General features: G+C 49.5%; 12 protein-coding genes. 8 read left to right on the forward strand and 4 right to left on the reverse strand.

Annotated features, from left to right (window positions below):
• Positions 1-50: 50 nt before the first annotated feature.
• From BQ7364_RS10785 to BQ7364_RS10800, 4 genes are read left to right on the forward strand one after another with little or no spacing between them, the layout of a single operon-like run.
• Positions 51-1,178 carry an ABC transporter ATP-binding protein gene (locus BQ7364_RS10785; RefSeq protein WP_072684727.1) on the forward strand — a complete coding sequence of 376 codons (1,128 nt, stop codon included), beginning with the start codon at positions 51-53 and terminating at the stop codon, positions 1,176-1,178.
• On the forward strand, positions 1,175-1,813 hold the full coding sequence (locus BQ7364_RS10790) for an ABC transporter permease (RefSeq protein WP_006060979.1): 639 nt from the start codon (positions 1,175-1,177) through the stop codon (positions 1,811-1,813). Before BQ7364_RS10785 ends, BQ7364_RS10790 begins: the two co-directional genes overlap by 4 nt.
• Positions 1,810-2,403: an ABC transporter permease gene (locus tag BQ7364_RS10795; RefSeq protein WP_006060978.1), complete on the forward strand. Its 594-nt coding sequence runs from the start codon at positions 1,810-1,812 to the stop codon at positions 2,401-2,403. The genes BQ7364_RS10790 and BQ7364_RS10795 overlap by 4 nt, the downstream gene beginning before the upstream one ends.
• 17 nt (positions 2,404-2,420) lie before the next feature.
• A complete protein-coding gene (locus tag BQ7364_RS10800; protein ID WP_229100737.1) occupies positions 2,421-3,326 on the forward strand; it encodes a glycine betaine ABC transporter substrate-binding protein in 906 nt (301 codons plus the stop codon).
• A gap of 222 nt (positions 3,327-3,548) precedes the next feature.
• Here BQ7364_RS10800 and BQ7364_RS10805 read toward each other — a convergent pair whose 3' ends face one another.
• Positions 3,549-4,508, reverse strand: coding sequence for an ATP-binding cassette domain-containing protein (locus BQ7364_RS10805; protein ID WP_072684729.1), 960 nt, complete (start codon positions 4,506-4,508; stop codon positions 3,549-3,551).
• 629 nt (positions 4,509-5,137) lie between these two features.
• Here BQ7364_RS10805 and BQ7364_RS10810 point away from each other — a divergent pair.
• The 3 genes from BQ7364_RS10810 to BQ7364_RS10820 all read left to right on the forward strand — a co-directional run bounded on the left by BQ7364_RS10810 (position 5,138) and on the right by BQ7364_RS10820 (position 7,857).
• Entirely contained in the window at positions 5,138-6,163 is a 1,026-nt protein-coding gene (locus BQ7364_RS10810) for a zinc-dependent alcohol dehydrogenase (RefSeq protein WP_159432800.1), read from the forward strand.
• A gap of 73 nt (positions 6,164-6,236) precedes the next feature.
• Positions 6,237-6,788: a D-glycero-alpha-D-manno-heptose-1,7-bisphosphate 7-phosphatase gene (locus tag BQ7364_RS10815; RefSeq protein WP_083538550.1), complete on the forward strand. Its 552-nt coding sequence runs from the start codon at positions 6,237-6,239 to the stop codon at positions 6,786-6,788.
• Positions 6,772-7,857, forward strand: coding sequence for an aminoglycoside phosphotransferase/kinase family protein (locus BQ7364_RS10820; RefSeq protein ID WP_072684732.1), 1,086 nt, complete (start codon positions 6,772-6,774; stop codon positions 7,855-7,857). The genes BQ7364_RS10815 and BQ7364_RS10820 overlap by 17 nt, the downstream gene beginning before the upstream one ends.
• Positions 7,858-8,236: 379 nt before the next feature.
• Here the strand turns inward: BQ7364_RS10820 and BQ7364_RS10825 are convergent, their stop codons facing one another.
• The 3 genes from BQ7364_RS10825 to BQ7364_RS10835 all read right to left on the reverse strand — a co-directional run bounded on the left by BQ7364_RS10825 (position 8,237) and on the right by BQ7364_RS10835 (position 10,056).
• Entirely contained in the window at positions 8,237-8,524 is a 288-nt protein-coding gene (locus tag BQ7364_RS10825) for a hypothetical protein (protein ID WP_072684733.1), read from the reverse strand.
• A 154-nt stretch (positions 8,525-8,678) separates the two neighbouring features.
• Positions 8,679-9,179, reverse strand: coding sequence for an HD domain-containing protein (locus BQ7364_RS10830; protein ID WP_072684734.1), 501 nt, complete (start codon positions 9,177-9,179; stop codon positions 8,679-8,681).
• A gap of 169 nt (positions 9,180-9,348) precedes the next feature.
• Positions 9,349-10,056, reverse strand: a complete 708-nt coding sequence (locus BQ7364_RS10835) for a response regulator transcription factor (protein ID WP_072684735.1) — start codon at positions 10,054-10,056, stop codon at positions 9,349-9,351.
• 38 nt (positions 10,057-10,094) lie between these two features.
• Between BQ7364_RS10835 and BQ7364_RS10840 the strand changes: the two genes are divergently transcribed.
• Complete coding sequence (locus tag BQ7364_RS10840; RefSeq protein WP_083538551.1) at positions 10,095-11,963, forward strand: sensor histidine kinase; 1,869 nt, start codon at positions 10,095-10,097, stop codon at positions 11,961-11,963.
• Positions 11,964-11,966 lie beyond the last annotated feature (3 nt).

The raw sequence follows: 11,966 nt of genomic DNA on the forward strand, positions 1-11,966 counted from the left end.
ATAAAATAAAGTTGTCACATAGATGGAGAAAGAAATGAGGAGGGATAAAGATGATTGAGATAAAGAACATCGTAAAACAATATAATGGCGTACCCGTAATCAATAACTTGAATCTGACGGTTAACGATGGAGAATTCGTCGTTTTAATCGGACCTTCTGGCTGCGGAAAGACAACAACTCTGAAAATGATCAACCGATTAATCGAAGCAGATTCCGGGGATATTCTGATCAATGGAAAAAGCATACATGAACTGAACGGTGAAAAGCTGCGGCGGAATATCGGATATGTCATTCAACAAATCGGTTTGTTTCCCAACATGACTGTAGAAGAAAATATTTGCGTTGTTCCTAAACTGCTGAAATGGTCAAAAGAGGAGATGAGCCAGCGGACTCACGAATTGCTTGAGCTGGTGCACATGCCTTATGAAGAAAATGCCAAGAAATATCCCAATGAGCTCAGCGGTGGTCAGCAGCAGCGAATCGGCGTACTTCGGGCTCTTGCGGCAAAACCACCGGTAATCCTGATGGATGAACCGTTTGGAGCCTTGGATCCGATCACCCGCGATACGCTGCAGGATGAAGTTAAAGCGCTGCAGAAAAGTTTGGGCATCACAATTATCTTTGTTACTCACGATATGGATGAAGCGATTAAAATGGGCGACCGGATCATTTTCATGGATAAAGGCGTGATCCAGCAGGATGCCGCTCCTGAAGAAATGCTGCGGCACCCGGCCAATGAAATTGTCCGGAATTTCATGGGCAAACACAGCGCGGCTTACCGCAGCCAGGGAGAAGATATGACCTGCGAAAGCTTGATGAAAAAGCGTGTCTACACGACAACTGAAAACCGCAAGACATTGGAATGTATTGAAATGATGAGCCACCGCGAAGTTGATTCTCTTGTCATTACCGACGAATCCCATCACTTCAAAGGCGTCGTCACGATTGACATGCTGAAAAGCGAAGGCGTCGCCGGCGAATCTGTTGGCAAGGTTATGCGTACGGACTATCCGACGGTTCATCTGCAGGATGAAGCCCGCAAGGCCTTTGACTGGCTGACAAAAACCAATTTGCCGTATGTTCTGGTCGTCGATAATGAAAATGTAGTGAAAGGTATCATCACCAAGACGAGCATGTCAAAAGCGCTGGCGAGTGTAGTTTGGGGTGATCAGGGATGATGGAATGGGCGAACCGGTATGGCGCGGATCTGATTCAAGCCATAATCACACATCTCTATTACGTTTTGATTCCGGTTGCGCTCGGCTTTGTGATCGCCGTAATTCTCGGTGTCCTGCTGAGCCGGGTTCCTAAGATTTCAGGTTATATTCTGCCAGTTCTGTCCGTATTCCAGACGATCCCGGGAATTGTCTTCGTCGGTATTTTGTTCCTTTATGTAGGGATGGTACCGGCGACGGTCTTGATCGCGCTGACAATTTACGCGGTCTTTCCGATTCTGAAGAACACCTATGTCGGTCTGCTGAACGTCGATGAAAAAGTGAAAGAAGCCGCCCGCGGCTGCGGGATGTCGCCGCTGCAGATTTTGATCAAGATTGAATTGCCGCTGGCAATGCCGAATATCTTTGTCGGGCTTCGGCTGTCAACGATTTATACTGTCAGCTGGGCGGTGCTGGCCGCGATGATCGGTTTGGGCGGCCTGGGTGATTTTATCTACCGGGGCGTAGGAACCAATAACAACATGCTGATTTTGACAGGCGCCATTCCGGCGGCAATTCTGGCGCTGAGTCTGGGCGCGTTGGTGGATTGGATTCAAAAACGGCTGACGCCGCGAGGGTTAGGAGGGAAGCGCGGATGAGTATAAATGTCATTGTGGATCATCTCAGCGTCGTTGTGGCGGCCATCTGCCTGACCTTGGTGTTTGGCCTGCCGTGCGGAATTTTGGCTTATTTTAACAAGACCTTCAAAGTCGTGATCTTTAAAATCACGGATGTGCTGCAGACGATTCCGTCGTTGGCGCTGTTAGGCATCATTATGATTTTCTTAGGCGGCAATAAGCTGACGGTCGTCGTCGGGTTGTTCCTCTATTCCCTGCTTCCGGTCGTTCGCAACACGTATACCGGATTGTCCGGCATCGATCCGGCGGTGAAGGAAGCGGCCAAAGGGATGGGGATGGGCAAGCTGTATCAGCTGATTCATGTAGAACTGCCGATCGCCTTCCCGGTCATCTTTACCGGGATCCGCATCGCGGTGATCAATCAGATCAGCGCGGCGGTTTTCGGAACCTTTGTCGGCGGCGGCGGTCTGGGGACAGTGATCTACCGCGGCATGGCCAATATGAATATGAAACTGATTTTGTTCGGAACCGTTTCACTGATGATCATGGCGGTCTTCTTCGACACGCTGATGGGCTTCATTGAGAAACGGCTTTATGCAAGAACCCGATAAGAAAGGAAGGGAAGATGATGAAAAAAGGACTAGCCTTATTGTTGACGCTCTGCCTGCTGCTGATCCCGGGCTGCAGTTCCAAAAAAGAAAATGTAATCAAGATTGTCGACGGCCGCGTTACGGAACAGAAGCTGGTGCATCGAATGATCAAGATGTTGGTGGAGGACCGTACGGATCTGACCGTCAGTATCGGCGAGGAGATGACCGCGGTCAACGCTTACAATGAAATGAAAAAACGGGTCTATGACGTGTATATGAGCTATGACGGCACGGTGCTGACGACATTCCTGCACCGGGATCCGTCGGAAGTGCCGGCCGGTTCCACCTTGTTTGATTATACAAACGAGTTGTTTCAGGAACAGGATAAACTTGTCATGGTGAATAAGCTGGGGCTGGACAATACCTATGCCGTCGCAGTTCCGAAAGAAATTCAATCCAAGTACAATCTAAAAACAATTACCGATCTGGTTGCCGTCGCTCCGGAATTGGTCTTCAGCGCAGAACATGAATTTTTTGACGATGAAGGCACAATGAAATTTGATCCGTTTACTACTTTTTACGGCCTGACGTTTAAAAACACGCGGCCGGTTGATCTGAGCCTTAAATATTCGACAATGGAAAGCGGCAATGCGGATGTTACCGTCGCGTATGCCACCGATGGCCGGAATAAAAAAGTTCAGCTGCAGATTCTGGAAGATGATCAGCATTTCTTCCCGGAATATAACGGCGTCATCGTTGTGCAGGAAGATTTGTTCGAGCGTGTAAAAGCGATTGCACCGGATCTGGAAGCGACACTGCACTTGTTGGATAATATCTTTACGAATGAATCGATGACTGATTTGAGCTATCAGGTTGACATTGAAGAAAAGAATCCCGACGATGTTGCGCGGCAGTTCCTGATCGATCAAGGGTTATTAAAATAACGAGACTTGAGCAGGTCGCAAAGATGGACAGAAAACGACAGATAACTATTCCGGGATCATTAAAAGTTACATGTGCGAATGTATAATCCAATTTAACGGGAAAGAGTCAATTTGCTTCTGATTCAATCAGAAACGATGGATAACCAAGAAAAGCACGGATTTCAAGATGGCCTCCGGGTCACCGCGATTTCCGTGCTTTTTTATGGACTTCATGCGTTTTAATCAGATGAATTGCCGCAGCTGAACAATCAAGGCGTCCCGCTGATCCTGCAATGCTGGATTCTCCGGTTGCTGGCGCAGCGCTTCTTCCAGAGAAATCAGCCGCATCTGCAGGATTGTTTTTTCCAAAGGCGGCTTCGAAGTTCGGGTCGTTGACCAATCCTCCACCGCCAGGGAGATCAGCTTCTGATTTTCAAAGCGCAGCAGCTGTGTGCAGGTTTGACGAATGAGAGCCGGATCATGAGAAATAAGAATCACACATTGTCCCGCCGTCTGAAGCAGCTGAGTCAGTGCCTGAATCGAGGGCAGATCGAGGTAATGCGTCGGTTCGTCCAGAATTAACATGTTGCATGCCGAACAAAACAGGCAGACCAGGGCCAGCCGGACCCGCTCGCCACTGCTGAGAACGGCCGCTTTTTTGTTTAAAGTATCCTGCGGAAATAACATCCGGCTTAAAACGGTGCGGATCACTTCTTCTTTCTGAACACTGAGCCGCAGCGCGTTCTGCAGGATCGTTTCGTCAGGATTTAATAAATCCAGCTGTTGATCATGACTGACCAGAATGAAACTGTCCAGCGTTGCCAGCTGAGCTTCGAACGTCTGCCGGCTGGGCAAATCCAGATGGGTAGTCGGTTCATCCAGAAACGCCAGAGCGGTGGGACGTGTAAAAAAAGCTTGCAGCCGGGCCGCGGTTTGCTGGCCCTGACTCATCCGGGACAGGGAAGGCGTGATTTCCTCAGGCAGCGGCTGCTGATGAAAGAAACGGATTGGTACAGGATTGATGATCACGCCCTGATCGGGTTCGCATTCCCGGGCCAAGAGCTTGAGCAATGTTGTTTTTCCGCAGCCATTTGCGCCGATCAATCCAATTTTATCGCCGGTATGAATCTCAAACTGATCGAGTTGGAATAGAATTTCGCCGCGAAAACGCTGGACGAGATGAGCGACTGAACAAAGCAACATAAGATTTCCTCCTCTTTTTCAAAGGAGCGGACATCGTTGAAAAAACCTTCCCCTGATTCGATTTTTTCTCTATCCAAGAATCGCCTGTAACGATGAAATCGGATCCCAATGAATTTTAAAAAGCGGCCTGATGAAAAATACAGAAATGAAAGGAAGCGCCATCCGATACACCGCGAATCATGTAAGCTTTGGCTTGTAGCTCATGATCCATGGATCAGAAGCGCGATTCAGACTTCTGTCCACACGGGAATTCTCCTAATATCAGAATGAAATCGATAAAAATGAATCGCACGGCCCCAAACAATAAAGCGTGGGTTCAGGCAAAACGAAAAATAGGAATCAAATTTATGAGAATGATCTGAAATTAAAGTGGGGATGACCCGTAAAACTGGAACTGGAAGCGCATGAAAAAAGAATTCGATGGTCCGCTCAGGCATGGCGAAAACAGCCGGTGCCGAATGATTTGATTTTCAGGGGACTATCGAATTCTCATGATGGTTTTTCCTTTTCCCTTTCGTTAATTTCATTATAAGAAGCAGGGAGATGAAAGTCAACGGACATTCGCTGCGAGATCGGCAGAACGTTATGGTATAATAATTCCAGAAAGAGAAAGAATGGAGGGAGTTTTAATGCAGAGAAAATCAATCGTCCTGACGGGCAATGCTCAGGCTGAATGCCAATGTGAGGATTTCCAGTTTGACGCTGCCGAGCTTAAAACCAACGAAGCCGTTATTGAAACGTCAATGTCCTTAATCAGCGCGGGAACAGAGCTGTCGCGGGTCTATGCGATCAAACAGGGGTTCAGTTATCCGGTGTATCCGGGATATTCGGCGATCGGAACCGTTTTGGCGAAGGGGCAGGGCCTGACGTCGCTGAATGTCGGCGACCGGGTTTTCTATTCTGGTCCGCATGCTTCGGTCAACCGCTTTTCCCATGTCGGAACGACGCAGGGTGATAAAATTATGAAGATCGACGATCGGCTGAGCGACAAACAGGCCTGTATCATTCCGCTGGGGCTGATTGCGATGAATGTGATCACGGCGTGCGAGGGAAAGCTGACCGATACCGCTGCGGTGTACGGATTGGGAACGATCGGTATTTTGACCGCACTGCTTCTGAAGCAGGCTGGACTTCGTGTTTTAGCGCTGGATCCGGTGGCTTCCCGCTGTGAGGAAGCCCGCGCCTTGGGATTAGAGGAAGTGTTCAGCTGTTCCCCGCAGGAACAGGTCGAACAGATTAGGCAGCTGACGCAGGGCCGAGGCAGCGATATCAGCGTGGACGCGAGCGGAATTTCCGGGGCGATCGTCAACGCCGTTCTCGGCTCGGCGAAGCATGGACAGGTGATTCTGTTAGGTTCGCCGCGGGCTTCCTATACCTGCGATATCACGCCGGTGCTCAATGCGATCCACATGAAAATGCTGAATGTCAAGGGAGCGTTCAATGAGCTGAATCCATTCCCGGTAACTGATGGTTTGCGGCGGAATGTGCTGCGGGATTTTGAGACGGTTCAGCGGTTGATTTTAAACGGTGTTTTTGACGCGGAGAAGCTGATCAGCCATGTGATCAAACCGGATCAGATCATGGAAGCCTATCAGGGCTTGATGTTTGAGAAGGAAACGTGGCATTGCGTCGCGATTGATTGGAAAGCGGATTGATTTTAACACTGCGTTATAATTCAAGCCGGTTAAAAAGCGGTATTCAAGGTGAGCCTGAGAACAATCAAAGCGGATGGCGATCGTCGCGCAAAGAGGAGGAAAGCGCAAAATAAAGGGGAATGAAGGAATGAAAACAGCGTTTTTAGATCGTGACGGGACGATCAACCGGGACTACCCGGACGCGGAATGGAAAGGCAAAACGGAGCCGGAGCTGATCGACGGGGCAATGGAGGGACTGCGCTTTTTACAGGATCAGGGATATGCTTTGATCATGATCACCAACCAATATCTGATTGACGAAGGAATCATCACATTCGCCGATTATCAGAATTTCACCGACCGCTTAGTTTGGCGATTAGCGCAGCAGGGGATTCATCTGCAGGATATTTTCTTCTGCCCGCACCGCCGCGATGCTGGCTGCCGCTGCTGCAAGCCGAAACCAGGGATGATTGAACAGGCGCTGGAAAAATATCCGGAGATCGATTTGAAGCAGTCAATTTTAATCGGGGATTCAGCCGGAGACCGCGAGTTAGCCCGGTCGCTGGCGATTTCATTTTATGAAATTGCGGATGAAGGGCGGCATCCAAGGAAGAATTGGAAGGCAGTTTATGCCCTGGGCCGATGAAGCGCTGGATCAGGCGATCCAAGAACGGAGAGCCCGCTGGCTTTCTGCTTTTGCGATTCAGGCGCAGCCGCTGCGGCAGGAGATTTTATTGGCGATCGACGAATGTGATCCGGCAGCCTGGAAGCAAAAACGAATTCTGCGGCTGAACTGGGCAGAAGGAAAGACCCGAATTATGAAAATCACACAGGAAGCGCAGGTGACTCCGGATCAGATTGAAGCTCGCTGTGGCTTCTGCGAAGCGCTTCGTCAAGGCGGCGTGCGGACAATCCGCTATCTGAAAACAAAATCCGGATATTGCCTTAAGGATGAGGGCTACTTGATTACGCTGGAGGAAGACGCCGGTCCGGCTTTGAAAAAAATCAGTCTTTCTCTCGCTGCGAAAATTGGTGCACTGACAGCGCAGATGCACAAAACAGCGCTGGCTATGGAGCTGCATCTGCCCTATTCGACAATCTTTGAACCGATGGGACGGAATGAAGTCAATACTCTGCCGCTGTTTTCACAATGGATTCAGCAGGGAAGGCTGGATTGCTGGATTAACCTTGTCCGGCAGATCGTCCGGGAGAGAATCCGCACGGAAGCGGCGTTGGATTTCGTGTGGGATTCGTTGCCTCACGCTGCGTGTCAGGGCGATTTATCCCTTGGCAATCTGGGGTGTACGGCAGAGGGAGATTTAATTATATTTGATTATAATATAGCTGGGGAAGCAGTCTTGGTTTCCGATATGATTCTGGAGGGGTTATTGATCTGCCGCGAATATGAAGCGGCAGATCAAGCGTCGGCTGAAGCTTGCTTTCAAAGCTATGTCCGCGCTTATTGCAAGGTCAGGCCGCTGACGGAAAAGGAGCGCATTGCGGCGGAACTGCTTTATTCACTGAATTCGGCCTTCTGGTTTACCTGGATCGCCTATCGTGAAACCTCGCTGGAAAAAGCGCTGGCGCAGAATGCGGCCGAGGCGGTCGAAAAGCATCTTCATCGGATTCTGGCAGAGCTCACAGCGAGGAACTTTTCAACCTTCTTGGAAGAATCAGAAAGAACTTCAGATAACGGAAGAGAAAAACGGAGATAGGAAAAAAAGATCACAACGGGTCAAGGATCTGGCGGTGCTCTTTTTTATGGCCAAATGGCAAGCACTTGTCATTTGAGATTACTGGTAAAAGCTTTGGGAAAAGAAGTAAATTGGATTTCTGATCAAAACCTGTATATGTTATGAAAGTCTTGGAAAAGTAAGTGAGGAAGAAGGATTTATTTCCTTGATGATGAAGGTCTCTTTGATTTTATCTGACAAGTGATGAAGCCCTGAGGACTGAAACCGGCAGTGGAAAAACTCGACGCCTTGATTGATCATCGCCGCTGAAGGATTATGAACGGCAGTTCTGCATCTTTCCATCGAGAAATATTGGCTTTATAAAAAACTGTTGAATTTGATCAATCAGGTTAATCAGGTTTTAACTGCGGACAGGGATTAAAAGATTCTCTCTTGCCTTTTTAAGTATGCGCTGAGGTCTGGATGATTTGAGCAGCACAAGATCAAAGTTCAGGAAGAAAAACAAGTGCTTTGGAAGTTGCTTGCCGGATTTTGCTTTCATTGCAGAGACAAGCGCAGTCTGATCATGAACATGAATGCGTAGCGCATCGTTTATCTGTGAAAATTCAGAAATAAAAAATGGAAGATTTTGCGGAGGCTGCCGAAAAAGCAGGATCTTTTTAAGAGTTTGAAAATTATATTTTCTCATACTTCTGCAACGTTTCTATATTCAGGCAAATAAATGAATCTAATCACCGATTTTTATGCGAATTTAACCAAAAAAATAGGAAGCCGTTTTCGAAACATTCCCATTTTTTAACTTTTTGTATTTTTTTATCAGTTTCCAGCAAGGCAGACTGTTTTTATGCGTCTTCGTGCTTTTCCTGCAGCTGATCCCAGAACGGAAAGGTGAGACCCAGCTCCTGCTCTAACGCATGCAGGCGGGGGATTTCCCGCCGGATTAGCATCTTATAATTGAACACATGATCGAGCACATCCGCGTCTTTCAGCACTTCGTCCAGGGGCGTCTGGATGTGTTCCTTGTCGCTGTGGCGCTGAACAGCCAATGCGATCTCTTCCTGCTGCTGAGGTGTGCCCAGCTGCAGATCGCTTAAAATCCGTAAGGTGAGCGCCGCGCCTTTGCGGGCGTGATCCTCATGCTCGCCGGTAATATAGGTTGAAATATCATGAAGCAACCCTGCCAGTTCCGCCGCTTCGCTGTCTACGCTTCGTTTCATCGCTAACATCGCTGCGAAATGAGCGGTTCCCAATAGATGCGTGTAGACCGCGCGCCGCTGCTGAAATAAAAACGGATCGGGAATTGCCGCTTCGATCCATTGTTGAAGAATTTCTGACTTTTCCATGGTGTTCCTCCTGGTTTGATAAATTGTAAAGATCTGGTTTTACTGCGACTCTCGGCGAAGTTCGCAATGCTTGCCGGCTGTTGCAATGAAAATAATAATAGGCGATGTATGTCACGTCAACCCCCGCGTTTGCCTTTTTTGAATTGCCGCGTGAAGTTATCCCGCGCAGTCAAAGCGCCTGCGGATTTTCGTCGATAAAGCAATAACCCTTCCCCCACACGCTTTGCAGCAGCTGCGGATCAGCGGGATCCTGCTCGATCTTCTTGCGCAGATTGTGAATGTGAACGACAACGGTCCGGTGATCGCCATAGCTGGATTTGCCCCAGATATGATTGTAAAGCTCGCTGGCTTTATAGCACTGTCCGGCATGCTGCATCAGAAACGCCAGAATCTTAAATTCCATCGGGACTAACGGATAGCACGTTCCGTCCGTTTTCGTCAGCTTATGGGTTTGAGCGTTGAGCGTGAACGAAGCGCAGCGCAGCTCGTTGACGGTCTTCTTTTGTTGGCGGTCATTCCGCCAGCGGCGCAGATTTGCCTGAATCCGGGCGTGGAGAATCTCGTTGTCAAACGGCTTCACGATGTAATCATCCCCGCCCTGCTGCAAAGCTGATATAATAGTGTTATTGTCATCCAGGCAGCTGATAAACAGAATCGGGCAGTCGTGCCATTGCCGCAGCTGCGCGCAGAGGTCGATCCCGCTCTGATCCGGAAGCCCGACGTCCAGCAGAATAATATCGTAGGCGTCACGCGCTAAAAACAGCGCTTCCTCGGCACTGGCGGCGCTGACGACTTCGTACAGATTGTCCTGGCTGAGATAATAACGGATGATGCGGGCGATTTCTTTATCGTCCTCTACGATCAATACACGATCCATGATGATCACCTGAACTCATTATAAAGGAGCGATGCCGGATGTTCAAACGATTTAGGGTACTTGTGCTGTTTTTCGCCTTACTGCTGCTGCCGCTGGGGCTTTTTCTGCACATCAACCACAACACCGCGGCCCTGGCGGAACAGGATGAAATTCCGATTTCGATTGAAACCCGGCCAATGCGGCTTGTCAGCGGAATGAGTGCGGATCAGCAGCGTTGTTCGATCACGCTGAAAGTGCCGGCGGCGGTGCAGTCGCTGACCTTGATTCTGGATAATGCGGGACCGGTTCAGGTCTGGGTTAACGATCAGTTAATCTATCTTTCCTCGAGTCAGGATCCTTATCAGCGGATTCAATTTGTCAGACTGCCGCAGGCAGACGGTACGCTGACCCTTTCACTGGCTCCCAGCGAGCTGCAGCGCAACGACGCGGTTTCGACATCGCAGCCCTATTCCCCGCCGGGTATGCTGCTGGCAGGACCGCAGGCGGCGCTTTCCGCTTCGCATGTCGCCTTCGGCATCACGATGTTTTATGCCGGCTTTTATTTACTGCTGATGATGTCCTCGCTAACGTTGTTCCAAAAGAAAAAGGAAGAAACATATCTGCTGTTGTTGGCTGCGGCTTCGCTGGTTTCGCTGCTGCGGGTGCTCGTTCTGTCCGCTTTCCCCTTGTTTCCATTGAGCTATGCGCAGTGTTCTTTGATCATGCCGGGAATCTTTTTGATGACGACCTTATGCCAGCTGCTGATCATCATGATGCTGCTGAAGCCGGCGATTCCCGCGCGGCTGCAGGCCATGCTTACGCCGCGTATTCTGGCAACAGGCTTTGTCATAATGCTGCTGCTTCAATATATCACCCCGGAAGGGGTGGAAACGTTGATTCGGATTCTGGCTGTGATTCCCCTTCTGATTCTGTTTGTCCGCGCTGATCAACGCCATCTTTCGGGAACCTTTCCGCTGGTATGCGGATATGCAGTGTGGGAAAGCATACTTTTCTTTTATTATTTAATCTATAACCGCGGGGCGATGCAGGCGGGCGAGCTGATGATCGTCTACATGCTGCCGCAGTTCGGCTTTTTGTTCTTTATGATGATGGCGGCATTGGTGATCAATCGTAAATTTGCCGCAAAATTTGATGAATCAGAATCGCTGAACCGGGAACTGGAACAGATGAACGCGAATCTGGATCGTCTTGTGGATGAACGAACGCAGCAGCTGCAGAAGGAACAGGTGCAGAAGCAGCGGATGATCATGAAGGTGCTGCATGACGTGCGTTCCCCAATCTTTGTTCTTAAAGGCTGTCTTCAGCAGATGGAGGCGAAGGATGAGGGACAGCAGCGGAACTTGTCGACGATGCGCCAGCGCTTAGAGGTGCTGGAAGGTCTGAGCGACGATTTGTTTTTAAGCGTCAAGCTGGAAAATCATGAGCTGGCATTCGTCTTTGATGAGGTATGTTTGAACGACTTGCTGACACATCTGATGGAAGCCCATCAGGTCAGCGCCCGGCAGAAACAGATCCGGATGAATCTGATTTTGCCAAAGCAATCCGTTTGGGTGTGGGCAGATGATCTGCGGCTGCAGCGGGTGTTTGATAATCTGCTGCGCAACGCTCTCGCGCATACGCCGGAAGGCGGGCAGATCGACTGTGTCTGCTCGATCAGGGGGGATCAAATAGAAATCCGGATTCGGGATACCGGAGAAGGGATCGATCCGGAGGAACTGCCGCAGTTATTCGATGCTTTTTATACCGGCAACCGATCGCAGGGGAGCGGTCTGGGCTTGGCGATTGCCCGGGAAATTGTCGAAGCGCACCGCGGAACGATTGAAGTCGAAGCGACAAGCAAGGAAGGCACAGTGTTCCTTGTCCGGTTAAAGATGTTAAATTCCACCTCGGATTCTATGATAAAATAATCT

Origin of the sequence: Holdemania sp. Marseille-P2844, assembly GCF_900120005.1 — a bacterium.
Lineage (GTDB): Bacteria > Bacillota_I > Bacilli_A > Erysipelotrichales > Erysipelotrichaceae > Holdemania.